Here is a 25,648-nt window from a genome sequence, read left to right on the forward strand (position 1 = left end):
AGTCGACGAAAAGCGTGTCGACTTGACCCAACCCCTCTGGCGCGGCCAACGATCAGCCACGACTCGTGACGGGACCCACCCCACCTGTTCGTTGTGAGGCAAGGGCAGCTCGGCTTCGCCGTCGCCAAAGCACCTCGGCTTCGCCTTCGGCACTGCTCGCCTTCGGCATCGCCAAACCGCCTTGCCCTCGCCCTCGGTACTTCTCGTCCTCGGCATCGCCAAACCGGCTCACCTTCGCCTTCGCCCTCGGGTGCTTCTCGCTCCTCGGCATCGCTTGCGGTTGCCTTGGGCATTGCGACTGCCCGGCACTGTCAGACCCGCTCTGTACGTTGGGTCGCGGGGGACTCGAAATCCAAGGGGACCTTTGCGCGAGCCTGCCCGGCGTGGCGAAGGCCTCGGCGGGCTACTGGCCGTCTTCCAGGTTTTTGCAGGTGGGTGGGGGCAGCGGGTTCAGGGGGCTGCACGGCCATCCCGACGTCTGCGGCGGGGTGGTGGTGGCCGCTGGTGGGGGCGGCGGGGCCGGGTTCGTCACGGCCGGGGGTGGGGTTGTGGTCTTCTTCGTCGGTTGTTGCGTGTCTGAGGTCGAGGGCGGGCTCGACTCCGTGGTGTTCGACTGGGTGGGGTTTTCTGTGGAGCTCGGCGAGGTTCTCGGGGTGGAGGTGGTCCAGCTCGAGGACGGGGTTCTGTTCGGCGGGGCTTCTTCTGCCACGCCGTGGATCGCCATTCCGACCAGGACACCTAGCAACGCGGAACCGAGCACGGCGGAGCCACCTGCGGCCCACAGTGCGCGCACAGCAGTCCTCCTTGAAATGCTCACGGGTTGTGGTCGGGTGATCACGCCCTCGGCACAGTACCGGGTAGGCCGGTTGCAGGAGAACGCTCACCTGCTTGCCTTATCGGCTCCTTGATGGCCCCGGTTGAGTGATCGCCGTCACTGATCTGTTATCCGGGCGAGTACCAAACTGGCCCCGGAAAGGCCTGCCACCAGCACGGTTCCGGTCAGGTGCCACGTTGGAGCGTCACCCGTGCAGGTGAACACCTCGGTGAAGCGTTCCGAGGAGCAGGTGACGAACGGGACTGAGCAGAGGGCGATCGAGGCTGCTGCTACGCCGCCCAGGAGGGCGGAGCCGAAGGTGCGCATGAGCGGGAAGGCGGCGTTGGCCGTGCCCACGGCGGCTATGGCGAAGAGCAGGGGGACGGGTTTCGGGAAGAGGCCCGTCAGGGCGCAGCCGACCATCAGGACACCGAGCACGGCCTGGCCGATCCTCGCCTGCGTCGCCACGGGGAGGACCCTAACAACTCCGTAAGCTCTTTTTGGCCCGGTTTGGGCCAGTATTTTCGGTATGCCGCATCGTCGAATTCTGATACCCGTCGCCGTCGTGCTGGTGGTCGCGCTGGGCGTCGGGTTGTACCTGTTCCAGCCGTGGCGACTGCTCACGGTTCGGGAAACGCACGAAGCGCTGCTGGTGCCTGCCTCGACGCCTGCGCAGACGCAGACTCAGGCGGCGACTGAGACGGCGGTGAAGGCGCCGGAATCGCCCAAGGAGGTTGCGACGGGTGAGTGGCGCTCGCTTGAGCACGCGACCACCGGTAAGGCGAGCCTCATCAAACTGCCGAACGGTGCGCATTCCGTCCAGTTCGCCTCGTTGGACACGAGTGATGGCCCTGACCTGTACGTTTACCTGTCGCCGCACGCGTCGAGCTCGTCGGAGAAAACGTTTGGTCAGGGATTCACGAGTCTCGGCAAGTTGAAGGGAAATCGTGGCGATCAGGTGTACGAAATCCCGGCCGGTGTGGACGTCTCCACCATTCGGAGTGTCGTGATCTGGTGTCAGCGGTTCTCGGCGGGGTTCGCGGTGGCGCCGCTGGAACAAGCCTGAAACCTGCAAACGGACTTGGGCTGTTCACACTATTGACTTTCCTGGTCTAGACCACATAGCGTTAACAGCAGGACACAACATCGTCCCTTGCCGATGGGCGTGCGGAAGCCCCGTTGGCGAGGAGTACGGCTCACTGGGTGGGCCCTCGCCGGCGGTGACGCGACTCCAACTCTCCCCGGAGCCGCGCCACCGCCGGTGGCGTTTACTGTGGTTCGTGCACACCCGGACCGTGGCGATCCACTACGTGCGCGCGGCACTGCGCGCGTGTCCGTCGCCGTCCGAGGTCATGGCGGGAGCAGGTATTCCGCCGAGCCTTCTCGCGGACGACAGGGCCCGCGTCACGCCCGCTCAGTACACGAAGCTGATCCAGACGTTGTGGGAAGTCCTCGACGACGAGTTCATGGGCTTCGGACCGCGTCCGTCGAAGCGCGGCACGTTCGCGATGATGTGCTTGCTGGCGGTGCATTGCCCGGATCTGGAGTCGGCGCTGAGACGCGGCTTGGCGTTCTACGCGTTGTTCGACGAGCCGTTGGACCTGTCGCTCAACGCGGGACGGTTCGAGCTGCACGTCCCCGGCGACCCGGATCACTTTCTGACGGAGTCGCTGCTGGTGCTGTGGCACCGCTTCTCGTCGTGGCTGATCGGCCGCCGCATTCCGTTGCAGGAGGCCGGGTTCGCCTACCCGGAACCGGTCCACGCCGCCGAGTACCACCTGATTTTCGGGTGCCCGCTGACGTTCGACGCGCCCGCCACCGCGATCGCGTTCGACCCGAAGTTCCTGCGCATGCCGGTGGTGCAGGAGGAAGCGGCCCTGCGCAGGTTTCTGCGGCACTCGCCGGCGGAGCTGTTGTCCCGCCGGGACCACGGGGCCGACACGGCGGGGCACGTGCGGCGGTTGCTCGGGCGCGGGATGACCGGGCTGGAGGCCGTGGCGGCGCAGCTCGGGGTGTCGGCGCCGACGTTGCGACGACGGCTGGCCGCGGAGGGGACGTCGTTCCGCGAGGTGCGCGAGCAGTTGCTGCGCGACCAGGCGGTGGCCTCGCTGGTGCGGGGCGGTGAGTCGGTGGAGGAGTTGGCGCTGCGCCTCGGGTTCTCCGAGGCGAGCGCCTTCCACCGGGCTTTCAAGCGGTGGACCGGGTCGTCGCCCGGTTCCTACCGCGCCTGACTCACCAGTCCCAGGAGTCGGCGGCCACCGTGTCGGTGCTCGGCAGCAGGGTGTCGATCGACGCGGGTCCGGCCAGCGCCAGCATCGCGGCGGCGGCGGACACGAGTGCGGTGAACATCTTCTTCATGGCGACGAGCTTGCGGTCGTCCATCGACGACCGCAAGCACATCAAAACGTCGCAAAACCTCAGAAACTGTCGCGCTCCCGCAGCGAGGTCGGCGGACGGAACCGCTCCCCGTAGGTGTCCGCGAGGTAGTCCGCGCGCTCCACGAACGCTTGCACGCCATAGGAGTTGATGAACTGCAACGTGCCACCGCTCCACGGCGCGAACCCGAACCCGAAGATCGAGCCGATGTTCGCGTCGGCCACGGACGTCAGCACGCCCTCGTCCAGGCACCGCACGGTTTCCAGCGACTGCACGAACAGCAGCCGGTCCCGCACGTCCTGCTCGGACACACCCGCGTCGGTCTTCACGAACCGGGTCGTGAGCTCGGGCCACAGGAACTTCTTCGAGCCGTCGGACGGGTACTCGTAGAAGCCCGCGCCGGTGGACTTCCCGGCGCGTCCCAGCCCGACCATCTCGCGGATGAGGTCGTACGCCGCGCTGTCCGCCACCAGCGACGGGTCGTCGGCCAGCGTCTGGTCGTGGATCTTCAGCTGCAACGACAGCGTCACCTCGTCCGAGACCGCCAGCGGGCCGACCGCCATGCCGGCCTTCTTCGCCACGTTCTCGATCAACGCCGGCGCGACGCCCTCGGCCAGCATCGAGATCGCCTCGATGACGTACGTGCCGAACGTGCGCGAGGTGTAGAAGCCGCGCGAGTCGTTGACCACGATGGGCGTCTTGCCGATCTGCCGCACGTAGTCCAGCGCCCGCTGCAACGTCTCCGCCGACGTCTGCTCACCGCGGATGATCTCGACGAGCCGCATCTTCGGCACCGGCGAGAAGAAGTGCAGGCCGATGAACCTCTCGGCGTCCGGCACGGCGGTGGCGAGCCCGGTGATCGGCAGCGTCGAGGTGTTCGACGCGATCACGGCGTCGGGCAGGGCGGCGGACTCGGCGGCACCCAGAACCTTGTTCTTCAGCTCGCGGTTCTCGAACACCGCCTCGATGATCAGGTCGCAGCCCGCGAGGTCCTCGTCGGAGTCGGTCGGCTTGATGCCTTCCAGGCCCCCAGCGCCCTTCTCGGCGGCTTCGAGGGTCACGTCCTTCAGGACGACCTCGATACCGGCCTTGGCGGACACCTCGGCGATTCCAGCGCCCATCATGCCCGCGCCGAGCACCCCCAACTTGGCCACGCGCTTGCCGGACGACGACGCGCGGCCGTTGACCTCGTTGAGGTTGAACCAGAACGCCGTGATCATGTTCTTGGAAACCTGACCGGAGGCCAGTTCCACGAAGTAGCGGCCCTCGATCTTCAACGCCGTGTCGAAGTCGACGTAGGCACCCTCGACCGCCGCAGCCATGATCTTCTCCGGCGCCGGGTACGCACCGTGGGACTTCTTGCGCAGCACGGCGGGCGCCGCGCCCAGCAGGCCGTAGCTGTTGGGGTCGCCGAACTTCAGGTCCGGCACACCGGCACCCTGCACGTCCCACGGCTGCACCGGAGCGGGGTTCGCGAGCACCCAGGCACGTGCCTCCGCAAGGAGTTCCTCGCGCGACGACACCAGCTGGTGCACGATTCCGGCCTGCAGCGCGCGTTCCGGGCGAAGCTGCTTGCCCTCCATGAGCAACGGCAACGCCTTCTGCACGCCGAGCAGCCGCACCATGCGCGTCACGCCACCGCCGCCGGGCAGCAGGCCCAGAGTGGCTTCGGGCAGACCGATCCGGATGCTGTCGTCGTTCAGCACGATCCGGTGGTGCGAGGCCAGCGCGATCTCGAACCCGCCACCCAGCGCGGAACCGTTGATCGCGGCGACGACCGGCTTGCCGAGCTTTTCCAGGCGCCGCAACTGGGACTTGAGCTCCTCGACGCCTTCCAGCGCCTGAGCCGCGTTCTCCGGCGTGATCGCGATCAGCACGTTCAGGTCGCCGCCGGCGAAGAACGTCTTCTTGGCGGAAGTGATGATCACACCGGTGATGTCGTCGCCCTCAAGACGAGACACGGCCTCGCCCATCAGCTCGCCGTACTCGGTGTTCATCACGTTGGCGGAGCCGGACATGTCCATCGTCAGCGTGACGATGCCGTCGGAGTCCTTGTCGTAGTGGAACGGCATGTCAGACCCTCTCGATGATCGTCGCGATACCCATGCCGCCACCGACGCACAGCGTGGCGAGGCCGCGGCGCAGGTCGCGGCGCTCCAGCTCGTCCAGCAACGTCGAGAGGATCATGCAGCCGGTCGCGCCCAGCGGGTGGCCCAGCGCGATCGCGCCGCCGTTGACGTTGACCTTGTCCTCGGCGATGCCCATGTCCCGCACGAACTTCAGCACCACGGACGAGAACGCCTCGTTGACCTCGAACAGGTCGATGTCCTCCACCGAGAGCCCGGCCTTGTCCAACGCCTTGCGCGCGGACGGCGCCGGTCCGGTGAGCATGATCGTCGGCTCGGTGCCCACCACGGCAACGGAAACGATGCGGGCACGCGGCGTGAGACCCAACGCCTTTCCGGCCGCGGCAGAGCCGATCAGCATGGCCGCGGCGCCGTCGACGATCTGCGACGAGTTGCCCGGCGTGTGCACGTGGTTGATGCGCTCGACGGTGGGGTAGCGGTCGATCGCCACCGTGTCGTAGCCGAGGTCGCCGTGGAACTGGAAGCTGGGCTTGAGACGACCCAGAGACTCCACAGTGGACTCGGGCCGGATGGTCTCGTCCTCCTTCAGCACGACCGTGCCGTTCTGGTCGACGACCGGCACGACCGAGCGCTCGAAGAAGCCGTTCTTCTGCGCCGCGAAGGCGAGTTCGTGCGAACGGGCCGCCCACGCGTCGACGTCCGTGCGCGAGAAGCCTTCCAGCGTCGCGATCAGGTCGGCCGACACGCCCTGCGGCACGAAGGAGAGGTCGAAGTTGGTGCCGGGGTCGATCGCCCACGCGCCGCCGTCGGACCCCATCGGCACGCGCGACATCGACTCGACGCCACCCGCCACCACGAGGTCCTCGAACCCGGAGGCGACCTTCGCGGCCGCGAGGTTCACCGACTCCAGGCCGGACGCGCAGAAGCGGTTGAGCTGCACACCCGCCGGGCGCTGGTCCCAGCCCGCGGCCAGCACCGCCGTGCGGGCGATGTCACCGCCCTGCTCGCCGAGCGGTGACACCACGCCGAACACGACGTCGTCCACCGCGGAGGTGTCGAGGGAGTTGCGTTCGGACAGCGCGCGCAGCACACCGGCGGCCAGCGCGACGGGCTTGACGCTGTGCAGCGACCCGCGCTTCCCCTTGCCGCGCGGCGTGCGCACCGCGTCGAAGATCAAGGCTTCGCTCATGGACCTCACGCTAGGCCCGCTCAGTGGAGCTGGCCATGACCGTGAAGGGTGACCGATTAGCTCACCACCAACTCCATGTGCTCGGGCTCCTCGGCGTCCACGAACCCCAGCCGCTTGTAGAGGCGCCGAGCAGGCAGGTTGTCGTCGTACACGCGCAGCCGCACGACCTTCCAGCCCTGCTCCGCCGCCCACGTCAGCACGCCGTTGACCAGTGCTTCCCCGACCCCGCGGCCCCGGTGGGACCTGCGCACCCACATCGAGTACAGGTGCAGGCCGGTGGGCTGGGACGCGGCACCGACGAGTCCGACCGGTTCCGGGGTCAGCGCGACGAGCTTCAGCCCCCGTTCGACGGAGTCCCGCCAGTCGTCCTCGGTGTAGGCCTGCTCGCGGGCCAGCGTCGATCCGAACCCGTCCGGATCCGAGGCCAGCGCCTCCAGGCGGACGTCCCGCCAGAGCTCCCAGTCGTCCGGCGTGACCTGGTGGATCTGCATACAGGGCAGTCTGAACGACCGGGGTGGGAATTTCGCTCACTTTTTCGGGCGACGGCCTGGCGCGCCGGTCATGGCGTGGATCACGGGCCGGTGGTTTCGTTGAAGGCATGGCAGAGCGTCGATCGCGGTGGATGGACAGCGACCTGGACCAGTTGCGCCAGCTCGCCCGCACGTTCATGGAGAAGGAGGTCGCGCCGCACCAGGAACGCTTCGCCGAGCAGAAGCAGGTCGACCGCGACCTGTGGCGCAAGGCCGGTGACCTGGGGCTGCTGTGCCTGAGCATCCCCGAGGAGTACGGGGGCGGCGGCGGCACGTTCGCCCACGAGGCCGTGCTGCTGGAGGAGCAGGCACGCGCCGGCGACAGCGCCTGGGGCAACAGCGTGCACAGCGGGATCGTCGCGCACTACCTCAACTCCTACGGGTCCCACGAACAGAAGCAGCGCTGGCTGCCCAAGCTCGCGTCCGGCGAGTACGTCGGCGCGATCGCCATGACCGAACCCGGTGCCGGCTCCGATCTGCAGGGCATCCGCACGAAGGCCGTGCGCGAGGGCGACGAGTACGTCATCAACGGCTCGAAGACGTTCATCACGAACGGCGTGCACGCCGACCTGGTGATCGTGGTGGCCAAGACCGACCCGGCCCAGGGCGCTCAGGGCATCTCGCTGATCGTGGTGGAGAACGACATCCGGCGCGGCCGCGTGCTCGACAAGGTCGGCATGAAGGGGCAGGACACCGCCGAGCTGTTCTTCGACGACGTCCGCGTGCCGGCCGCCAACCTGCTGGGTGACGCCGAAGGTCTGGGGTTCATCCAGCTCATGCAGCAGCTGCCGCAGGAACGCCTGATCATCGGCGTCTGCTCGGTCGCGGGCATCGAGGCGGCCGTCGACGTGACGCTGAAGTACGTGAAGGAGCGCACGGCGTTCGGCAAGGAGCTGATGAAGTTCCAGAACACCCGGTTCAAGCTCGCCGAGTGCGCCACCGAAGCGGCCGTGACCAGGGCGTTCATCGACGAGTGCATCGAGAAGCACCTTCGCGGCGAACTGGACGTGCCGACCGCGGCGATGGCGAAGTGGTGGGCCAGCGACCGGCTCGGTGTCGTCGTCGACGAGTGCGTGCAGCTCTTCGGCGGCTACGGCTACATGAACGAGTACCCGATCGCGCGTGCCTGGTCCGACGCCCGCGTCCAGCGGATTTTCGGCGGCACGAACGAGATCATGAAGGAAATCATCGCGAGGTCCCTGTGACGGGCCCGCTGGCAGGACTGCGCGTCATCGAGCTCGCGGGTCTCGCGCCCGCGCCGTTCGGCTGCATGGTGCTCGCCGACCTGGGCGCGGACGTGATCCAGGTGGCCAAGCCGGGGAGTCACTCGACCGTTCCCGGCGACTTCCTCGGCCGCAACCGGCGCTCGGTCGCGATCGACACCCGCAAACCAGAGGGCGCTGAGCTGGTCTTGAGGCTCGTCGAGCAGTCGGATGTGCTGGTAGAGGGCTTCCGGCCGGGCGTGACCGAGCGGTTGGGCATCGGTCCGGCGCAGTGCCTCGCCCGCAACCCGCGCCTTATATATGGACGCATGACCGGCTGGGGTCAGGACGGGCCGCTGTCCGACCGCGCCGGGCACGACATCAACTACATCGCCATCGCGGGTGCGCTGGAGCCGCTGGGGCGTGCCGGCGGGCCGCCGTCGTTCCCGATCAACCTGCTCGGCGACTTCGGCGGCGGAGGGATGCTGCTGGCCCTCGGCGTGCTCGCCGCACTGTACGAACGCGAGCGCTCCGGGCGCGGCCAGGTCGTGGATGCCGCGATGGTCGACGGGGCGGCGTTGCTGACGACGTTCCTGCACGGGATGCGCGGCGCGGGCATGTGGAAGGGCGGGCGCGGCGAGAACATGCTCGACGGCGGCATCCCGTTCTACGACGTCTACGAGGCCGCGGACGGCAAGTACGTGGCCGTCGGCGCGCTGGAGGAGAAGTTCTACGCCGACCTGGTCCGCGTGCTCGGGCTGGAGGACGCGCCGACGCGCAACGACCCGGCGAACTGGCCTGAGCTGCGGGAACGCATCGCGGCGGCGGTGAAGACCCGGCCGCGGGACGAGTGGGCCGACCTGGCGCGGGACACCGACGCGTGCCTGGCGCCGGTGCTGACGCCCGCCGAGGCGGCACGGCATCCGTACAACGAGGCGCGGGCGACTTTCGTGGACGTCTCGGGCTCTCTGCACCCGGCGCCGGCTCCTCGCTTCGACCGGACTCCGACGTCGGTTCCGACGCCTCCGGTTTCGACCGGGGTGAACACCGCGGAAGTGCTTGCCGACATGGGTGTGGCGGACGCCCAAATTATGGAACTGCGTCGGTCAGGAGTTATTGGATGAATGCTCGCGTGCGCATTAATAAGGACACGAAGGGGTGACAGAGCGTGATGCCGACCGGTCGGCATCCGGGTGAGTCCGGGTGAGGCTCAGCTCAACTGGGTCTGGTCCAAGCTGTGGGATGCGAGGGAGTCCGTGTTCACCTCGTGCCCAGGACATCGGCGCAGTTGAGGCCCCTCTTTAGCCGCCATTCGGGTGACATTCCCCGTCGCGCAGGCGTGCGTCGCTGGTAGATCCTTGCATCGGTTTGGCGTGGTCGTTGTTCATCGGCCGGGTGAATGAGGGACCATGTCGGGTGACACGGGCGGTCTGCCGCCTCACCTGTGAGCGAGATGGACGGAGAGGTACCTGTGAACCTCAAGAAGGTGCTAGTGCTGGCGGGCGTCGCGCTGGTGCTGTTCCTCCTGATCACCCAGCCCGAGCAGTCCGCTGCCGCGGTCCAGCAGGTGCTCGGCTGGCTGCGTCAGGGCGCGGAGTCGATCATCACCTTCATCAGGAGCCTCTTCGGGACGGCGACCCCCGTCGCCTAGTGACTCTGGGTGAGGAACGACCGTTCGCGTTGAGCCGGACGGGTGGAATGCGGCCAATCACGCACTGGTAACGGGTGTTCTGGGGATTCAGGGTCTGGCGATTGTCAGACCTACCGAATACCTTCCGCTGCAATGGCCGATCCCCGACCGACGAGGAGGCACATATGGTCGAGGACTCCGGGGTCCACGAGCTGTTGCAGCAGTGGGCGGCTGAACGGTCTGATGACGCAGAGATGCAGGAGGTGAACCGGATCAAGAACGCGTGGCTCGCTGAGGCACCCCCCTCGGCGCCAGGCATCCCCGTGCAGCGGGGAGGCAGGGGCGGGTCGTCGCGTGGCTTGGTCAAGGTCGACTCGGCGGATCCGGCCTACGTGGCCGCGATGCGCAAGCGGGCGCCGGAGGCACCCGAGGCTTTGCTCGCTGCCGCGGCGAGCTACTGGCAGTTGGTGGGCGACGTCGCAGAGGCCGAGCAGTGGTGGGACGCGGGCATCAGCCCGTTGGACCAGCGCGCGCTCGACTACCGCGCGGCGGGCCTGACCCCTGCCGACCTCGGACGGCGCTTGGGTCCGATGACGGTTCTCCAGCACCTTCGCCGCGGTTCCGCCGCAGCCTGGTGCGTCGCACGTCTGCAGAGGCAGCGCCGGGACGGCGTGGCGTAGGAAAGGTGGACGGGCTGTCTTCACGGGGCAGCCCCGTACCCAAGTAGTCTGGAGGTCGTGCGCGGCCTCCTTACTCCCCAGCGAGTGTTGATCGGACTTGGCTGTCTGGTCGCACTGATCGCTTGTTGCGGGCTCGCGTACTGGCAGTGGCAGCGCTTCGAGTCCGCCAGCGGCACGTTCCAGAACCTGGGTTACGTGCTCCAGTGGCCGCTGTTCGGCCTCTTCCCGGCCTTCATGGTGTGGCGCTTTCGCCGTCTGGCGCGCCAGCGTCGTGACGAGCCTCTCCCCACGCCGGAGCCGGTTGCACCCGCCGCGAAGCCGGTGACTACCGTTGACGCCGTCAAACCCGCGCCTGTCGAGCACTTCGACGATCCTGAAGACGCGGAGCTCGCGGCCTACAACCGCATGCTCGCGGACCTCAACGCGCGGGACGGTCGTTGAGCGAAGGCGGGCAGATGAAGGGTGCGTTGACCCGGTTCCGGGTCATGGCTTACGTGGTCGGTGTCTTCCTGCTGCTCCTGGTCGTGGCGATGGTGCTCAAGTACGCCGCGGACATGGGTGGCGCGATGAAGGTCGTCGGCCCGGTCCACGGCTTCCTCTACGCCATCTACCTGGTGATTTCGGTCGACCTGGCACTCAAGCTGCGCTGGTCGATCAAGGGCACCGCCCTCGTGCTGCTCGCCGGGACGATCCCGTTCCTGTCGTTCTGGGCTGAGCGCAAGGTGGTCGAGAAGACTGCGCAGGGCGTGCCGCTGTGACGTTTGGCCTGCTAGCGTCTGGGGCTACCAACTGAACACGGCCGTCGATGTCGCGCGGAAGAGACCCCTCTCGCGGGGGCGCCGAAGGAGCAATCCCTCCCCGGAATCTCTCAGGCACAGATACCGCACGACGAAGGCAACTCTGGAAAGCAGGCCCATCGGCCTCGCCCACGGTGCAAGTCGCGTCCCGCGCGGCGAAGCTCTCAGGCTCATGACAGAGGGGGAGGCTCGCTCTAGTGAGGAGTCTCCGATGGACCGTGTCATTCTTTCGTTGCCTCAGCCGGCCTGGTCCGGCTCTTCGGCGCACCCAGGAGGAGCGTTCTGATGTCCCGCCTCACGCCTCTGAACGCCGAGCACGAGCAGCTCGGCGCGATGTTCACCGACTTCGCGGGCTGGCGGATGCCGCTGCGCTACTCGTCCGAGCTGGCTGAGCACCACGCGGTGCGCACCACCGCGGGCCTCTTCGACCTCACGCACATGGGTGAGATCGTGCTGACCGGGCCGCAGGCGGGCGAGGCGCTCGACTTCGCGCTCGTCGGCCACATCTCGGCGCTCGCGGTCGGCAAGGCCCGCTACACGATGATCACCCAGGCCGACGGCGGCGTGATCGATGACCTGATCGTGTACAGGTTGGGCGACGAGGAGTTCATGGTCGTCGCGAACGCCTCCAACGCTCTCGTCGTCGCCGAGGCCCTCGTCGAGCGCGCCGCCGGGTTCGACACGGTCGTCACGGACAAGTCGACCGAGTACGCGTTGATCGCGATCCAGGGCCCGAAGTCGGTCGAGATCCTCTCCGGGCTGACCGACACCGACCTGTCGACGGTGAAGTACTACGCGTCGTACCCGTCCACCGTGGCCGGTGTCGACGCGCTGCTCGCGCGCACCGGGTACACGGGCGAGGAGGGCTTCGAGCTGTTCCTCGCACCGGCCGACGCTCCGGCCGTGTGGGCCGCGCTGCTGGAGGCGGGTTCGTCGCACGAGCTGAAGCCGTGCGGTCTGGGCTGCCGCGACACGTTGCGTCTCGAAGCCGGAATGCCCTTGTACGGCAACGAACTGACCACGTCGCTGACGCCGTACCACGCGAACCTCGGCCGCGTCGTGAAGCTCGACAAGCCGGGTGACTTCGTGGGCCGCGACGCGTTGACGAAGGTGTCGGAGTCCGGTGTGGACTCGGTCCTGGTCGGACTGAAGACCCCCGAGCGCCGCGCCCCGCGGCACGGTTACGCGGTGCTGAACGGCGACGAGGTCGTGGGCGAGGTGACGTCGGGCGCGCTGTCCCCGACCCTCGGCTACTCCGTCGCCATGGCCTACGTGACGAAGGCGAGTGCCGAGCCCGGCACCCAACTGCTGGTGGACGTCCGCGGCAAGAAGCAGCCGGTCGAGGTCGTCGCACTTCCGTTCTACAAGCGCGCCAAGTAGGGAGATCTTCCAGATGTCCGACCAGTTCAACGCCTCCCTCGCGGAGTACGACCCCGAGGTCGCCGAGGCCGTCGCGGCCGAGCTGGCGCGCCAGCAGGGCACTCTCGAGATGATCGCCTCGGAGAACTTCACGCCCGTCTCGGTGCTGCAGGCGCAGGGTTCGGTGCTCACCAACAAGTACGCCGAGGGCTACCCCGGCCGTCGCTACTACGGCGGCTGCGAGCACGTCGACGTCGTGGAGCGCCTCGCCATCGAGCGCATCAAGTCGTTGTTCGGCGCCGGTTTCGCCAACGTCCAGCCGCACTCGGGCGCCCAGGCCAACGCCGCCGCGATGTTCGCGCTGTTGCAGCCCGGCGACACGATCCTCGGCCTGGACCTCGCGCACGGCGGCCACCTGACGCACGGCATGCGCATCAACTTCTCGGGCAAGCTCTACAACGTCGTGCCGTACCACGTCTCGGACGGCGACGGCCGGGTCGACATGGCCGAGGTCGAGCGCCTGGCTGTCGAGCACAAGCCGAAGCTGATCGTCGCGGGCTGGTCCGCCTACCCGCGTCAGCTGGACTTCGCCGAGTTCCGCCGCATCGCGGACTCGGTCGAGGCCTACCTGATGGTCGACATGGCGCACTTCGCCGGCCTCGTCGCCGCTGGTCTGCACCCGTCGCCCGTGCCGCACGCGCACGTCACGACGACCACGACCCACAAGACCCTCGGCGGTCCTCGTGGCGGCGTGATCCTGTCGAACGAGGCGGACATCGCCAAGAAGATCAACTCGGCGGTCTTCCCCGGCCAGCAGGGCGGCCCGCTGGAGCACGTGATCGCCGCCAAGGCCGTGGCGTTCAAGCACGCCGCCTCGCCGGAGTTCGCCGACCGCCAGCGCCGCACCCTCGAGGGTTCGCGCATCCTGGCCGAGCGCCTGTCGCAGCCCGACGTGGCCGCGGCCGGCGTGAAGGTGCTGACCGGCGGCACGGACGTTCACCTGGTGCTCGTCGACCTGGTCTCGTCGGAGCTCGACGGCAAGCAGGCGGAGGACGTGCTGCACCAGATCGGCATCACGGTCAACCGCAACGCCGTCCCGAACGACCCGCGCCCGCCGATGGTCACCTCGGGTCTGCGCATCGGCACGCCGGCGCTCGCCACCCGCGGTTTCGGCGAGGTGGACTTCATCGAGGTCGCCGACGTGATCGCCGAGGCCCTGAAGCCGGGTGCCGCGGTCGAGGAGCTGCGCGCTCGCGTCGAGGTGCTGGCGGCGAAGCACCCGCTGTACTCGACGCTCTGATCTCGTGCTGACGAAGGGCCCCACCGGAATTCCGGTGGGGCCCTTCGTTTTGGTGCTTGTGGAGCCAGAGCGAAACGACGGGAACCCCGGCCCCTTCCCCAGGGCCGGGGTTGTCACCGTTCAGGGTGTTGTGTGTCTCAGATGGACCGTCCTAACGCGATGCTGTGGGGTTACGCCGCCGGAGCCGTGACGCCAGGGGGCAGGCATTCCACGTTGCGCTTGCCGTCGGGCTGGATCACGAACCAGGTGCCACCAACGCCCTGGCCCTTCCACTTGCCCGGGCCCGGGTCCTGCGAGTAGGTGTAGACACCCCAGCCGTCGATCGCGACCTGCTTCTTGCCGTCCGCACGGGTGATCAGCGACACGAGCTTGGAGTCGATGCCCTCCAGCTGCGGGATCTGGTCCGACAGGAACGGCGGCCACGTGATCGCGCACTGGCCGTTGCAGTTCGACTTGCCTTCGGGCTTCGGGGTGTCCTTGTCGAAGCGGTACAGGGTCCGGCCGTCACCGTCCTGGACGACCATGCCCATCTTGTCGACTGCCTTGCCGACCAGCTTCAACGAGCTGACTGGTGCGGCGGCCGGCGGCTGCGCGGCGGGAGGCTGCGCGGCCGGGGTCGGGGTTTCCGGTGCTGCCTGCTGAGCAGGGGCCTGAGCGGGCTCCTGGAGTACCGGTTCTTGACCCACGTCGCCGTAGTCACCGAGGACGCCCAGATCGGTTTCGGTTTGTGCCACCGGCTTGGAGTTCGTGCCACTGCCCGTGGCGCTCCAGACACCCAGACCCAGCACAACTGCGAGTCCCGCGGCGAGCCCGATGGCAATGCGGTTACGTCGGATCACACTCATGTCCTCCTTGTCCATCCGTTCGCTCTATCGAGGCCATACGGGCGTGGTTGCGTCTCGGTTCAGAAACGAACCGAACCTCTTGTCGTCCCGAACGTCTGGCGGAGCCAGGTTCCGCAGGAGGTGCAGGGTGGTCGTCGCTGGTCAGCTGGCAGGAATGGCCGAACGCGTGCTGGGCGCGCCGTTGCCGATCGGAATTCGGGCGTGGGACGGGAGCGTGGCGGGGCCGCAGGACGGCACCGTGCTCGTGATCCGCAGTCGCGACGCTCTCCGCCGGCTCGTGTGGAGTCCGAACGAGCTCGGCCTCGCGCGCGCGTACGTGAGCGGGGAGCTCGATGTGGAGGGTGATCTCGCCACTGGGCTGTCCGAGATCTGGGGGCTCGTGCGTCGCGGCGTCACGCGGCGGCCCCGTGTGGCGGAGGTCGTTCGACTTGCATTGCAACTGAAAGTATTGGGCCCCAACCCATCGGCGCCTCGCGAGGAGGCGCGGTTGCGCGGCGCGTTGCACACGCTTCGCCGCGACCGGGATGCCATTTCGCACCACTACGATCTGAGCAACGAGTTCTACCGGCTCGTGCTCGATCCGAGCATGGCGTACTCGTGCGGGTACTTCACGTCCGCTGAGGACTCGTTGGCGCAGGCGCAGCACAACAAGCTGGATCTGGTGTGCCGCAAGCTCGATCTGCAGCCGGGGATGAGGCTTCTGGACGTCGGGTGCGGTTGGGGCTCGATGATCATCCACGCGGCTCGCGACTACGGCGTGCGCGCCGTGGGCGTCACGATCTCCGCGCAGCAACGCGCGCACATCCTCTCGCGGGTTGCCGCCGAGGGTTTGGAGGACCGGGTCGAGGTGCGGCTGCAGGACTACCGCGAGGTGACGGACGAACCGTTCGACGCGATCTCCACCATCGAGATGGGCGAGCACGTCGGCGAGCGCAACTACCCGACGTACGTCGCCACCTTGTACCGGTTGCTGAAGCCTTCCGGCCGTCTGCTGCTGCAGCAGATGTCGCGCGGTGCGAACGCTCCCGGCGGCGGCGCGTTCATCGAGTCGTACGTCGCGCCGGACATGCACATGCGCCCTGTCAGTGCCACGACAGGGTTCTTGGAGGCCGCCGGCCTGGAGATCCGCGACGTGCACGCCTTGCGGGAGCACTACGTCTGGACCGTGCGGGCGTGGGCGCAGACACTGGAAGATCGGTGGGACGAGGTCGTCGCGCTGGTCGGCGAGGGTCAGGCGCGCGTGTGGCGGCTCTACCTCGCGGGTGGTGCGCTGACGTTCGAAGAAGGGCGGATGGGCGTGGACCAGATCCTGGCGGTGCGCAGGAGCTCGAACGGCAGGAGCGGCATGCCGCGCGTGCGTCGTGAGCTGGTGTCGCGATGAGCTTCCTGATCAGCTTTCTGGCCGTGTTCGTGCTGCTCAGCGGCCTCTTCCTGTACGCGGACGCACGCAAGCGCTACGACCTGATCGACTCCTTCTGGGGTCCGGGGTTCGCCGTGATCGCGGTGGTCACGCTGCTGTTCGCTTCGGGCGAACCAACTCGCCAATGGCTGGTGGCCGGGCTGACGGTCGTGTGGGGCGTACGCCTGGGAGTGCACATCTTCGTGCGCAACTCGGGCAAGGAAGAAGACCCGCGATACCAGGACATCTTGAGGCGTGCCAAGGGAAACCCGCGCCTGCGGATGTACCGGGTGTATTTGCTTCAGGCCGTGCTGATGTGGATCGTGGCGCTGCCGGTGCAGGCCGCGATGCATCTTTCGGCCCCGTTCGGAGTGCTAGATTGGGTGGGCACTGGCGTGTGGATGGTCGGCTTCGCTTTCGAGGCCGTTGGCGACTGGCAGCTCTCCCGGTTCCGGGCGGACCCGGCGAATTCCGGTGCCGTGATGGATCGCGGACTCTGGCGCTACACAAGGCATCCGAACTACTTCGGCGACGCCGTCGTGTGGTGGGGCCTGTACCTCTTCGCACTGCACTCGTGGCTCGCCGCGCTCACGATCGTGGGCCCGGTGATCATGACGCTGCTGCTCGCGAAGGGCACCGGCAAACCGTTGCTGGAGAAGGACATCGTGTCGCGCCGCCCTGGGTACGCCGAGTACGTCCGGCGGACGAGCGGGTTCGTGCCGCTGCCCCCGAAGAGTCGCGTGGGGTAGGGCGGTCCGTAGTCCCGGCGGGATTTGCCGGGGGACGTGTTCTGTGGCCCGGTGGTGTCAGGGCTGCGGTGGTGCGTGCATGTCCGCGATCCTGGAGGTGTTCGGCAGGCGGCAGGACCGCAAGCCCTGCGATGTCAGGGTTTCGCGGGCTGTCGTTCCGCAGGTGCGTTGGCCGGGCTTGGTGCGCGGCAGGTGATGGTGGTCGTGTGTTCGCGGCTTCTGCTGGGCTGGGTTTGTGGCCTGAGATTGCGGCGTTGCGCCCGCGGGCTCTGCCGGGCTGCGTTTGTGGTTTGCGGCTGCGGTCGTGCGTTGGTGGCATCTGCCGGGCTGGGTTCATGGCCTGAGACTGTGGCGTTGCGTTCGCGGGCTCTGCCGAGCCGGGTTTGTGTTTGCGGTCGTGCGTTCGCGACCTCGGCCGTGCCTGGCTCGCGAGGTGCTGTCCTGTCCGCGCGTCCGCAACCCCCTGTGGGTCTGTATCGCGCCAGCCTGCGCCCGTCGCGACGCCGGTCGTGAGCTGGGCCTCGGGTTAGTGTGGGCGGGTGGGCAACGACATCTCCTTCCCGCGCCAACAGGCGCGCACCCAGCGGTTCACCGTAGGCGCACCCAGGACCTTCGCGGTGTCGTCAGACGGGGACCGTGTCTTCTTCCTGCGTCCGGCGACGGCCACGAGCCGTGCGAACGGGCTCTGGGAGCTGAACACGGCCACCGGTGTCGAACGGCTGCTGGCCGACCCGGCCCAGTTGCTGAGCGACCCGGAGGACCTGCCTGCCGAGGAGAAGGCCCGCCGCGAGCGCACGCGGGAGTCCGGTGCGGGCATCGTCGGGTACGCGCTGTCGAAGGATGCGACGGTCGCGTCGTTCGCGCTGTCCGGGCGTCTGTTCGTGGCCGACCTCACCAACGGGGCTGTTCGCGAGCTGCCGACCGGCGGTGGCGTCATCGACCCGCGCGTCGACCCGACGGGCACGCGTGTGGCGTATGTCACCCGCGGCACGCTTCGGGTGGTCGAGCTGGCGTCGGGCGACGACTTCGCGGTGGCTGTGCCCGACGGCGAGGACGTTACGTTCGGCTTGGCCGAGTTCATCGCGGCCGAGGAGATGTCGCGGTATCGCGGCTACTGGTGGGAGCCGAACGGCACCCGCCTCATCGCCGCGCGCGTGAACAACGCGCCGGTGCAGCGGTGGTACATCGCGGACCCGGCCAACCCCGGCACGGCTGCCACCGAGATCGCGTACCCCGCGGCCGGCACCGCCAACGCGAACGTGTCGCTGCACGTGGTGTCGTTGGACGGCACGTTTGTGCCGGTGCTGCTCGAGTTCGACTACCTCAACGACGTGCACTGGTCGTCGGGCGGGGCGCCGCTGATCACCACGCAGAGCCGGGACCAGCGGACCCGTCGGATCTACTCGCTCGCCGCCGAGACCGGGGCCGTGGCCGAGGTCGCCGTCGAGACCGACCCGGTGTGGGTCGAGGTGACCGCGGGTGCTCCGGCATGGACGCCGGACGGCCGGTTGGTGCGCATCGTGGGCAACGGCGACGAGTACGCGCTCCAGGTCGGCGACGACGTCGTGACCTCCGGGCTGCAGGTGCGCCGGGTCCTCGACATCGCGGACGACTCGATTCTCGTTGCCGCGTCGGGAGACGACCCGACGCAGACCCACGTCTACTCCGTCGGCGCGACCGTGGAGCAGGTGTCCACTGAGGATGGTGTGCACACCGCTGTTCGGGGCGGTGAAACGGTTCTCCTCGCATCGGCCACTGTGGACCGGTTCGGCGTCAAGGTCACCGTCGGCGACCACGAGATCGAGTCGTGGGCCGACACCCCGGTGATCAAGGCCGCGCCGCGGATGCTGACGTTGGGGGAGCGCGGGCTGCGTGCCGCGCTGCTGTTGCCGGCCGGACACACGCCGGGCACCAAGCTGCCGGTGCTGATGGACCCGTACGGCGGGCCGCACGCTCAGCGCGTTGTCTCGTCGCAGAACGCGTTCCTGGCTTCGCAGTGGTTGGCGGACCAGGGGTTCGCGGTGATCGTCGCCGACGGGCGGGGGACTCCGGGGCGGGGACTCGCGTGGGAGCGGGCGATCGCGCACGACTTCGCCGGGGCCACGCTCGAGGATCAGGTCGACGCTCTGCACGCCGCCGCGGCTGTCGAGCCCGACCTGGACCTGACCCGTGTGGCCATCCGCGGGTGGTCGTACGGGGGCTACCTGAGCGCGCTGGCTGTTCTGCGGCGGCCGGACGTGTTCCACGCGGGCATCGCCGGGGCGCCGGTCACCGACTGGCGGCTGTACGACACGCACTACACCGAACGCTACCTTGGGCACCCCGACGAGAAGCCGGACGTCTACGACACCAACTCGCTGATCGACGACGCGGACAAGCTGTCGCGGCCGTTGATGATCATTCACGGGCTGGCTGACGACAACGTGGTGGCCGCGCACACTCTGCGGTTGTCGAACGCGCTGCTGGCTGCTGGGCGGCCGCACACGGTGTTGCCGTTGTCCGGCGTCACGCACATGACGCCGCAGGAGCAGGTCGCTGAGAACCTGTTGCTGCTTCAGGTCGATTTTCTCAGGCAGGCGTTGAGCTGAGGCCGAGGTAGGGACAGCCCCAGTGTCCCGAGTTCCTCCCCACGGCACGCTGCGTCGTCATGGGGAGGAACATCAGCGTTCGTACTACCTCTGTTGCGCTGTACGTGCTTTGGGGGCTGCTGCACATGGGGCTGGGGGCCTCGATGGTCATCGGGGACTTGTCCGATGGCGCTCCCGCGGGAGAGATGGCCGCGGAGAGCTTGTTGTACTTCGTGGCGGTGACCGTATTGGGCGGGCAGGCGATCTACGTCGCGTTGACGTTGACCCGGCTGCGGAGTCCGGTCGGGTTCTGGCTCAACACGGTGGTGTTGGGAGTCGTTGACGTGGCCTTCGTGGTGTACCTGGTGCTGCCTGGCCACGTCGACCTGCTGGGCGGCCTTGCCGGGCCTGTCATCTGGGTCGCCGCGACGGTCTGCGCTGGTGTCGCGCTGAGGAAGTAGCGCGTGGAAAGCAAAAGGCGCGCCTCCCGCACAGGGGAGGCGCGCCTTCTGGCTGAGCCGTCGTTATGCCAGCGACTGGCGGACCCGGTACGGCGGAATGCTGTTGCCCAGGAGGGCCAGGTCGTCGATCGACTCCGGCTGGTAGCCCGCCGTCTTCAGGCGGTCGACCATCAGGGCGGTCGGGTCTTCCACCACGTCGGCGCGGCCGAAGAGGTAGGCCCACTCGTGCTCGTCCGAGCCGTAGTAGGCGACCGTCTCGAACACCTCGTTGAAGCGCTGCCAGGAGCGGATCAGGGTGGTGTTGCGCCACATGGTCTGGCAACCCGACTGGTTGACGACCACGCCGCCGGGGCGGAGCAGGGCCTTGCACATGCGCAGGAAGTCGGCGCCGTACAAGCGGTTGTGCTGGGCTTCCTCCTCGCGCTCGTCGGGGAGGTCCACCAGCACGATGTCGTACTTCTCCGACGTCGTGCGGATGTACTCGAAGCCGTCGATGTACTGGACGCGGATCGGGCCGGAACCCTCTTCCGCCGCAGCCAGTTCTTCGACGGTGTAGCCGTACGGGAGGTGCTCCGCGCAGAGCTTGACGGCCTGCTCGTCGATGTCGATGTGGTCGACGACGGTCGCGCCGTGCTGGACGGCCATCTGGCAGACGACGCCTTCCGAGGAGCCGATGACCAGCACGCGCTCGACGGTGTCGGCGAGCAGAAGCGCCGGGACCATCAGGGCCTCGTGGTAGGTCAGCTGGCTGAACTCGGTGGACTGGCGGTCGTTGTCGCAGAACAGGGAGATGCCCTGGGCCGTGCGGGCGATCACCAGGTGCTGGAAGTCGGTTTTGGTGTCGACCAGCACCTCGTCCACTTGCCAGTGGCGGGTCATGCCGTCGGCGAGCGGTTCGTTGATCGTGTTCACGCGGCGTGCTCCTTGATGCCTCGAGTGACGAGGTCCGTGCTCACGTGAGCGGCGCCCAGGGCGTCAGCGAGTAGCTGGACGGCGAGCGCGGGTTTGGCACGAGTACCGCAGGTGAACACGTCGACGAACACCGACCCCACTTCGGGATAGGTGTGGATCGACGCATGGGACTCCGACAGCAGTGCGAGCACGGTGACTCCTTGAGGATCGAACTTCTTGGAGATCACCTCCAGCACCGTCGCGTCGGCCTGCGTCAGAACCTCACCGAGGGCGTGCTTGAGGAACTGCTCGTCGTCGAGCAGTTCCGGACTCACACCCGAGAGCTCTGCAAGTACGTGCTGTCCCGCGAACAAACCGACGGTTTCCTCGGTCTGACAGGGCGCTTCGGACATCAATCACTCCAAACTATGTGAATTGCAAACGGACTTAGACGCAGTACGTGGCCAACGGCGGGAAGCCGTTGAAGCACACGGACGAATAGGAGGAGGTGTAGGCGCCCGCGCAGAGGATGTCCACGTGGTCGCCGGCTTCCAGGTCCAGCGGCAGGTCGTAGCGGGTGTGCTGGTAGATCACGTCGTCCGCGTCGCAGGTCGGGCCTGCCAGCACGATCGGGCCGACCGGGCCGCCGTCGCGCGAGGTCCGCAGGGCGTAGGCGATCGCCTCGCCCTCGGTCTCGGCGAGGCCTTGGTAGCGGCCGATGTCGATGTACACCCAGCGGCGTTCGTCCGAATAGGACTTGCGCGAGACGAGCACGACGGACGAGCGGATCATCCCGGCCTCGGCGGACACCGCGCGGCCGGGTTCGATCATCACTCGCGGGCGGGTTTCGCCGAAGTGTCGTGCGAGTGACGCCTCGATGGCGGACGCGAAGGACTCGAGCGAGGGCGTGTCTTCTTGATACACCGCGGGAAGGCCGCCGCCCAAGTTCACGGTGGTGGTCTCAATGCCTTCCGCACGAAGTTTTGACGCGATCACAGCGGCGTCGGCGATACCGGAGTCCCAGCCCGCGGTCGAGAGTTGTTGCGAGCCGGCGTGGAACGCGACACCAAGAGGAACGAGGCCCAACTCGTGCGCCAGCCGCAAGAGATCCGTCGCCATCTCGGGATCGCAACCGAACTTGTTGCCGAACGGGTACGTGGAACCCTTGCTGTGTACAAGGATTCGTACGAGCACCGACGAACCTGGTGCGTGCTCGGCGACGAAGCGCACGTCCTGCTCGCTGTCCGACACGAACAGTCGCACCCCGCGCGAGAAGGCGTACGCGATGTCCGCGGCCTTCTTGATGGGGTTGCTGTACGAGATCGAGGACGGTGCAGCGCCGCGTGCCAGGCACAGGTCGATCTCCGCGGGCGACGCCACGTCGAACTGCGAACCTTCGGAAACGAGCGTTCCCACCACATCCGGCTCGGGGTTCGACTTGACGGCGTAGAAGATGTCGACGGACGGCAGCGCCGCGTGAATCGCCTGGTAGCGCGTGCGTATGGTCTCGAGGTCGATCACCAGACATGGTGTCGACGGGTTCTCCTGGTCCAGGAAACGCCGAATACGAGCCTCTGCCTCGTTGCGCCGATCGACGGCGAAGCTCTCGGTCATTTCCCCAGGGGTCCCCCTTCATCCGCCTCGCGGTCCGTACGCGGGCACGGCCGTCCACTCTACGGCCTCCACACCGCAATCGCGCAATCCAGTCCGCGCGAGTGTGATTTAGCCAGCAGAACGAAGCTCGATCATCGTGATGTCCGGCGGGGCGCCCACGCGCACCGGCGGACCCCAGAAACCCGCGCCACGACTGACGTAGAGCCACGTGTCGTCCACCTTCGACAGCCCCGCGACACTGGGTTGCTGCACCGGCACGACGAAGTTGAACGGCACCATCTGTCCACCGTGTGTATGACCGGACAACTGGAGGTCTACGCCGTGTGAAGAGGCGTCGCCGACCTGCACGGGCTGGTGTGCCAGCAGGACGAGCGGGTTGTTCTTGTCACGCCCCGCGAGAGCGCGGTCGAAGTCCGGTCCGTCGCCGTACGACTTCCCCGTCACGTCGTTCACACCCACGAGCTCGAGTCCACCGGCAACTGTCAAACCCTCGTTGCGCAACGGGTTCACGCCGAGCCTGTCGAGCTCTGAGATCCACTGCTCGTGGCCGGAGAAGTACTCGTGGTTGCCCGTCACGAAGAAGCTGCCGTGCCTGGACACCAGGTCCCGCAACGGTGCCGCGGCCTCGCCCAGTTCGGCGACCGAGCCGTCCACCAGGTCGCCGACGATCGCGACGAGGTCGGCCTCCTGCTCGTTGATCATGCGCACGATGCGTTCGGTGTGCGAACGGCCGAGCAGCGGGCCGAGGTGGATGTCGCTCACGACCGCGATCCGGAAGCCCGACAGCGACTTCTGGAGCTTGTCCAGCGTCACGGGCACCTGCAGCAGTTGCGGTGCGCCCAACGCCTGCGTCATGCCGTAGCCGACGACGCTGCCCGCCGCGATGCCCGAGCCGATCGCGACCGAGCGCGAGATGAACAGCCGGCGACCGGGATCCGGCACGACCTCGACGGGCTCGACCGGATCGGCACCGACGCCGACGGCCACCGGTGCGAGAGTCGCTCGCTTCAGCAGGATCCGGCGCGGAATTTCGGCGATTCCCAGTGCGATGGCCAGGTAGAACAGCACCGCGAGCCACACGAACCCCGGCCAGGCGAAGAACTTCCCGAACTCCGGCGGCACCCGGCGCGTCACGACCAGCGTGGCCATCAGCAGCAGGAACATCCCGGCGACGGCCAGCCCGCCGACGCGGCGCCCGAGCGTGCGGGGGCGCGTGGTGTCCACGACCAGCCGGCGCCACAGGTACAGATGGCCCAGTGCGACCGGGACTCCGAGGAGCAACAGGAAAATCACGACATCAGTATGCTTTTCGCTGCCGCGGGCGTGATCGTTGGAGGGACCTATGAGGTCCGCAATACCCGTGGCAGTGTTACTGATGGTGTCGGTTTGCACGCCATCCGCTCACGCCGCGCAATCGTGGCAAGTGGCACATACCGACGTCAAAGCCACCGTGACCTTGGCGGATAACGGCACGCTGTCGATTTCGGCGGCCAAAGCTGAGAAAACCGTTCTGAACGCCTCCGCACTCGGTCTTCGCACGACGAATGCCGACCTCAGCGCCGGTCTGCAGTTCGTCAGCCGCAGCGACAGGGCCGTGCGCGAGCAGTACGCGACCACCTCCGGACGCCGTCGTCAGCACGACGTGGACGCGAATGAAACAACACTCCGTTTCACAAAAGGCAGCGAACGGCTCGACGTCGTTCTCCGGGTCTCGGCGGACGGCATCGGATACCGGTACGTGCTCGGGAAGTCCGCGACGGTCACCGGTGAGGCCACCGACTTCGCCGTGCCGGCGAACGCGAAGGCCGTGCTGCTGCCGTGGGACAACGGCAGGCAGGACTACGAGAACATCCACACCCACACGACGGTCGGACAGGCGCCGCAGGTCGCGTACGGCTACCCGTCGTTGTTCCAAGTGGACGGAACGTGGTTGCTGCTCACCGAGTCCGATCTGACCGGCGACTACGGAGCAAGTCGGATCACGTTGCGGAACAACAGGTTCCAGCTCACGTTGCCGGACGCGCAGACCCAGAGCAACGGCACCACCCCGTGGCGCACGTTGATCATCGGCGACCTCGCGACCGTCGTCGAGTCCGACCTGACCACGGACCTGGCCGCTCCCAACAAGGCCGGCGACGTGAGCTGGGTGAAGCCCGGCATCTCCGCGTGGTCGTGGTGGGGCGACGGCACGGGAGACCTGGCGTTGCAGAAGAAGTACGTCGACTACGCGGCGAGACAGGGCTGGGAGTACGTCCTCGTCGACTCGGGGTGGAAGAACTGGGGGTCTGGCCAGGTTCAGGAGCTCATCAGGTACGGCGCGCAACGCAAGGTCGGCGTCCAGCTGTGGGTGCACTACAGCGACCTCGACACCGCGTCCGAACGCGACTCCAGGCTGCCGCAGTGGAAGCAGTGGGGCGCGGCCGGTCTGAAGATCGACTTCATGAACTCCGACTCTCAGGCCAGGATGCGCTGGTACGACGCGATTCTGGCGGCGACGGCGAAGAACAAGCTCATGGTGAACTTCCACGGCTCGACGATCCCGCGCGGCACCGAACGCACCTGGCCGCACGTGATGAGCTACGAGGGAGTGCTCGGCGCGGAGACCACCAAGCCGAAGCCCGGCAGGGAACCGAAACCCGTCTCGCACTACCTCACCCTGCCGTTCACCAGGAACCTCGCCGGCTCGATGGACTTCACCCCGGTCACCTTCAGCGGGGTGCGGGCGAACAGCGACGCCGCCGAGCTGGCGTTGTCGGTGATCTACGAGTCGGGTCTGCAGCACTTCGCGGACAAGGTCTCGAACTACCCGAAGTACCCGATCGCGGAACGGCTGCTGAAAACGGTGCCGTCGGTGTGGGACGAGACGAGACTGCTGGCCGGTGATCCGGGCGCGCTCGCGGTCATCGCACGCCGCAACGGTGCCGAGTGGTACGTGGGCGCGAACGTGGCCGGCGCCGCGCGCACGCTCGACGTACCGCTCCGGTTCCTCGGCACGGGCACCTGGACGGCCGAGATCTACTCCGACGGTCCGGATCGGAAGCTCACGTTCGGCACGCGCACCGTCACCGCCGGTGGGACCCTCTCGCTACCGGTCGCGAAGGACGGCGGATTTTCTGTGAGGTTCGTGCAACCCGCGAGGTCGTAGGTGGCGTGACTAG

At 67.6% G+C, this 25,648-nt stretch carries 26 protein-coding genes and 2 riboswitches; of the genes, 16 read left to right on the forward strand and 10 right to left on the reverse strand.

What is annotated here, in order from left to right; genetic code table 11:
• Positions 1-383: 383 nt before the first annotated feature.
• Positions 384-908: a hypothetical protein gene (locus tag AB0M24_RS31555; protein ID WP_363776089.1), complete on the forward strand. Its 525-nt coding sequence runs from the start codon at positions 384-386 to the stop codon at positions 906-908.
• A gap of 23 nt (positions 909-931) precedes the next feature.
• Here the strand turns inward: AB0M24_RS31555 and AB0M24_RS31560 are convergent, their stop codons facing one another.
• Entirely contained in the window at positions 932-1,282 is a 351-nt protein-coding gene (locus AB0M24_RS31560; RefSeq protein ID WP_363776092.1) for a hypothetical protein, read from the reverse strand.
• Between the two features lie 61 nt (positions 1,283-1,343).
• Here AB0M24_RS31560 and AB0M24_RS31565 point away from each other — a divergent pair, with 61 nt between their 5' ends.
• The gene (locus AB0M24_RS31565; protein WP_363776095.1) at positions 1,344-1,880 is read left to right on the forward strand and encodes a DM13 domain-containing protein; all 537 of its coding nucleotides are present in this window, start codon (positions 1,344-1,346) and stop codon (positions 1,878-1,880) included.
• Positions 1,881-2,094: 214 nt separating this feature from the next.
• Positions 2,095-3,045, forward strand: coding sequence for an AraC family transcriptional regulator (locus AB0M24_RS31570; RefSeq protein ID WP_363776098.1), 951 nt, complete (start codon positions 2,095-2,097; stop codon positions 3,043-3,045).
• Between the two features lies 1 nt (position 3,046).
• Here AB0M24_RS31570 and AB0M24_RS31575 read toward each other — a convergent pair whose 3' ends face one another.
• From AB0M24_RS31575 to AB0M24_RS31590, 4 genes are read right to left on the reverse strand one after another with little or no spacing between them, the layout of a single operon-like run.
• Positions 3,047-3,196, reverse strand: a complete 150-nt coding sequence (locus tag AB0M24_RS31575) for a hypothetical protein (protein WP_363776101.1) — start codon at positions 3,194-3,196, stop codon at positions 3,047-3,049.
• Positions 3,197-3,231: 35 nt separating this feature from the next.
• Positions 3,232-5,262 (reverse strand): 3-hydroxyacyl-CoA dehydrogenase NAD-binding domain-containing protein, encoded by a 2,031-nt coding sequence (locus tag AB0M24_RS31580; protein ID WP_363776103.1) that lies wholly within the window; start codon positions 5,260-5,262, stop codon positions 3,232-3,234.
• 1 nt (position 5,263) lies between these two features.
• Entirely contained in the window at positions 5,264-6,466 is a 1,203-nt protein-coding gene (locus AB0M24_RS31585) for an acetyl-CoA C-acetyltransferase (protein ID WP_363776106.1), read from the reverse strand.
• Between the two features lie 56 nt (positions 6,467-6,522).
• Complete coding sequence (locus AB0M24_RS31590; RefSeq protein ID WP_363776110.1) at positions 6,523-6,957, reverse strand: GNAT family N-acetyltransferase; 435 nt, start codon at positions 6,955-6,957, stop codon at positions 6,523-6,525.
• 107 nt (positions 6,958-7,064) lie between these two features.
• Here AB0M24_RS31590 and AB0M24_RS31595 point away from each other — a divergent pair, with 107 nt between their 5' ends.
• From AB0M24_RS31595 to glyA, 8 genes are all read left to right on the forward strand, one after another.
• The gene (locus AB0M24_RS31595) at positions 7,065-8,201 is read left to right on the forward strand and encodes an acyl-CoA dehydrogenase family protein (protein WP_363776113.1); all 1,137 of its coding nucleotides are present in this window, start codon (positions 7,065-7,067) and stop codon (positions 8,199-8,201) included.
• Positions 8,198-9,322, forward strand: coding sequence for a CaiB/BaiF CoA-transferase family protein (locus tag AB0M24_RS31600; protein ID WP_363776116.1), 1,125 nt, complete (start codon positions 8,198-8,200; stop codon positions 9,320-9,322). The genes AB0M24_RS31595 and AB0M24_RS31600 overlap by 4 nt, the downstream gene beginning before the upstream one ends.
• A 329-nt stretch (positions 9,323-9,651) precedes the next feature.
• Positions 9,652-9,849 carry a hypothetical protein gene (locus tag AB0M24_RS31605; protein WP_045318201.1) on the forward strand — a complete coding sequence of 66 codons (198 nt, stop codon included), beginning with the start codon at positions 9,652-9,654 and terminating at the stop codon, positions 9,847-9,849.
• A gap of 164 nt (positions 9,850-10,013) precedes the next feature.
• Positions 10,014-10,508, forward strand: a complete 495-nt coding sequence (locus tag AB0M24_RS31610; RefSeq protein ID WP_045318190.1) for a hypothetical protein — start codon at positions 10,014-10,016, stop codon at positions 10,506-10,508.
• Positions 10,509-10,565: 57 nt separating this feature from the next.
• Positions 10,566-10,949, forward strand: a complete 384-nt coding sequence (locus AB0M24_RS31615) for a hypothetical protein (RefSeq protein WP_363776119.1) — start codon at positions 10,566-10,568, stop codon at positions 10,947-10,949.
• Between the two features lie 14 nt (positions 10,950-10,963).
• Positions 10,964-11,266 carry a DUF3817 domain-containing protein gene (locus tag AB0M24_RS31620; RefSeq protein ID WP_363776122.1) on the forward strand — a complete coding sequence of 101 codons (303 nt, stop codon included), beginning with the start codon at positions 10,964-10,966 and terminating at the stop codon, positions 11,264-11,266.
• A 45-nt stretch (positions 11,267-11,311) separates the two neighbouring features.
• Positions 11,312-11,402: riboswitch (glycine riboswitch) on the forward strand.
• A riboswitch (glycine riboswitch) is annotated at positions 11,403-11,494 on the forward strand. It abuts the riboswitch before it with no gap.
• A 96-nt stretch (positions 11,495-11,590) separates the two neighbouring features.
• On the forward strand, positions 11,591-12,685 hold the full coding sequence (gene gcvT / locus AB0M24_RS31625) for a glycine cleavage system aminomethyltransferase GcvT (protein ID WP_363776125.1): 1,095 nt from the start codon (positions 11,591-11,593) through the stop codon (positions 12,683-12,685).
• A 13-nt stretch (positions 12,686-12,698) separates the two neighbouring features.
• Positions 12,699-13,964, forward strand: coding sequence for a serine hydroxymethyltransferase (gene glyA / locus AB0M24_RS31630; protein WP_363776128.1), 1,266 nt, complete (start codon positions 12,699-12,701; stop codon positions 13,962-13,964).
• A 170-nt stretch (positions 13,965-14,134) separates the two neighbouring features.
• Here glyA and AB0M24_RS31635 read toward each other — a convergent pair whose 3' ends face one another.
• Positions 14,135-14,803 (reverse strand): hypothetical protein, encoded by a 669-nt coding sequence (locus AB0M24_RS31635; RefSeq protein ID WP_363776131.1) that lies wholly within the window; start codon positions 14,801-14,803, stop codon positions 14,135-14,137.
• A 160-nt stretch (positions 14,804-14,963) separates the two neighbouring features.
• Between AB0M24_RS31635 and AB0M24_RS31640 the strand changes: the two genes are divergently transcribed.
• The 4 genes from AB0M24_RS31640 to AB0M24_RS31655 all read left to right on the forward strand — a co-directional run bounded on the left by AB0M24_RS31640 (position 14,964) and on the right by AB0M24_RS31655 (position 19,985).
• Positions 14,964-16,190: a cyclopropane-fatty-acyl-phospholipid synthase family protein gene (locus tag AB0M24_RS31640; protein WP_363776506.1), complete on the forward strand. Its 1,227-nt coding sequence runs from the start codon at positions 14,964-14,966 to the stop codon at positions 16,188-16,190.
• Positions 16,187-16,957 carry a DUF1295 domain-containing protein gene (locus AB0M24_RS31645; protein WP_363776134.1) on the forward strand — a complete coding sequence of 257 codons (771 nt, stop codon included), beginning with the start codon at positions 16,187-16,189 and terminating at the stop codon, positions 16,955-16,957. Before AB0M24_RS31640 ends, AB0M24_RS31645 begins: the two co-directional genes overlap by 4 nt.
• Before the next feature lie 539 nt (positions 16,958-17,496).
• Positions 17,497-19,545 carry a prolyl oligopeptidase family serine peptidase gene (locus AB0M24_RS31650; protein WP_363776137.1) on the forward strand — a complete coding sequence of 683 codons (2,049 nt, stop codon included), beginning with the start codon at positions 17,497-17,499 and terminating at the stop codon, positions 19,543-19,545.
• Between the two features lie 59 nt (positions 19,546-19,604).
• Positions 19,605-19,985 carry a hypothetical protein gene (locus AB0M24_RS31655; protein ID WP_363776140.1) on the forward strand — a complete coding sequence of 127 codons (381 nt, stop codon included), beginning with the start codon at positions 19,605-19,607 and terminating at the stop codon, positions 19,983-19,985.
• Between the two features lie 63 nt (positions 19,986-20,048).
• Here the strand turns inward: AB0M24_RS31655 and AB0M24_RS31660 are convergent, their stop codons facing one another.
• From AB0M24_RS31660 to AB0M24_RS31675, 4 genes are all read right to left on the reverse strand, one after another.
• On the reverse strand, positions 20,049-20,864 hold the full coding sequence (locus tag AB0M24_RS31660) for a spermidine synthase (protein ID WP_363776509.1): 816 nt from the start codon (positions 20,862-20,864) through the stop codon (positions 20,049-20,051).
• Positions 20,865-20,893: 29 nt separating this feature from the next.
• Positions 20,894-21,289, reverse strand: a complete 396-nt coding sequence (gene speD, locus AB0M24_RS31665; protein WP_363776143.1) for an adenosylmethionine decarboxylase — start codon at positions 21,287-21,289, stop codon at positions 20,894-20,896.
• Between the two features lie 34 nt (positions 21,290-21,323).
• Positions 21,324-22,490 carry a type III PLP-dependent enzyme gene (locus AB0M24_RS31670; RefSeq protein WP_363776146.1) on the reverse strand — a complete coding sequence of 389 codons (1,167 nt, stop codon included), beginning with the start codon at positions 22,488-22,490 and terminating at the stop codon, positions 21,324-21,326.
• A 108-nt stretch (positions 22,491-22,598) separates the two neighbouring features.
• Positions 22,599-23,783, reverse strand: coding sequence for a metallophosphoesterase (locus AB0M24_RS31675; RefSeq protein WP_363776149.1), 1,185 nt, complete (start codon positions 23,781-23,783; stop codon positions 22,599-22,601).
• Positions 23,784-23,940: 157 nt separating this feature from the next.
• On the opposite strand from AB0M24_RS31675, the gene AB0M24_RS31680 reads away from it, so the two are divergent.
• Complete coding sequence (locus tag AB0M24_RS31680) at positions 23,941-25,635, forward strand: glycoside hydrolase family 97 catalytic domain-containing protein (protein WP_363776152.1); 1,695 nt, start codon at positions 23,941-23,943, stop codon at positions 25,633-25,635.
• Positions 25,636-25,648 lie beyond the last annotated feature (13 nt).

Origin of the sequence: Lentzea sp. NPDC051838 (assembly GCF_040681245.1) — a bacterium.
GTDB lineage: Bacteria > Actinomycetota > Actinomycetes > Mycobacteriales > Pseudonocardiaceae > Lentzea.

Coding starts and splice junctions, on each gene's coding strand:
- AB0M24_RS31645 (WP_363776134.1), top strand. CDS start 16,187: ATGAGCTTCCTGATCAGCTTTCTGGCCGTGTTCGTGCTGCTCAGCGGC.
- AB0M24_RS31565 (WP_363776095.1), top strand. CDS start 1,344: ATGCCGCATCGTCGAATTCTGATACCCGTCGCCGTCGTGCTGGTGGTC.
- AB0M24_RS31595 (WP_363776113.1), top strand. CDS start 7,065: ATGGCAGAGCGTCGATCGCGGTGGATGGACAGCGACCTGGACCAGTTG.
- AB0M24_RS31575 (WP_363776101.1), bottom strand. CDS start 3,196: ATGGACGACCGCAAGCTCGTCGCCATGAAGAAGATGTTCACCGCACTC.
- AB0M24_RS31620 (WP_363776122.1), top strand. CDS start 10,964: ATGAAGGGTGCGTTGACCCGGTTCCGGGTCATGGCTTACGTGGTCGGT.
- AB0M24_RS31655 (WP_363776140.1), top strand. CDS start 19,605: ATGGGGAGGAACATCAGCGTTCGTACTACCTCTGTTGCGCTGTACGTG.
- glyA (WP_363776128.1), top strand. CDS start 12,699: ATGTCCGACCAGTTCAACGCCTCCCTCGCGGAGTACGACCCCGAGGTC.
- AB0M24_RS31585 (WP_363776106.1), bottom strand. CDS start 6,466: ATGAGCGAAGCCTTGATCTTCGACGCGGTGCGCACGCCGCGCGGCAAG.
- AB0M24_RS31605 (WP_045318201.1), top strand. CDS start 9,652: ATGGACGGAGAGGTACCTGTGAACCTCAAGAAGGTGCTAGTGCTGGCG.
- AB0M24_RS31670 (WP_363776146.1), bottom strand. CDS start 22,490: ATGACCGAGAGCTTCGCCGTCGATCGGCGCAACGAGGCAGAGGCTCGT.
- AB0M24_RS31640 (WP_363776506.1), top strand. CDS start 14,964: ATGGCCGAACGCGTGCTGGGCGCGCCGTTGCCGATCGGAATTCGGGCG.
- gcvT (WP_363776125.1), top strand. CDS start 11,591: ATGTCCCGCCTCACGCCTCTGAACGCCGAGCACGAGCAGCTCGGCGCG.
- AB0M24_RS31660 (WP_363776509.1), bottom strand. CDS start 20,864: ATGACCCGCCACTGGCAAGTGGACGAGGTGCTGGTCGACACCAAAACC.
- speD (WP_363776143.1), bottom strand. CDS start 21,289: ATGTCCGAAGCGCCCTGTCAGACCGAGGAAACCGTCGGTTTGTTCGCG.
- AB0M24_RS31610 (WP_045318190.1), top strand. CDS start 10,014: ATGGTCGAGGACTCCGGGGTCCACGAGCTGTTGCAGCAGTGGGCGGCT.
- AB0M24_RS31580 (WP_363776103.1), bottom strand. CDS start 5,262: ATGCCGTTCCACTACGACAAGGACTCCGACGGCATCGTCACGCTGACG.
- AB0M24_RS31590 (WP_363776110.1), bottom strand. CDS start 6,957: ATGCAGATCCACCAGGTCACGCCGGACGACTGGGAGCTCTGGCGGGAC.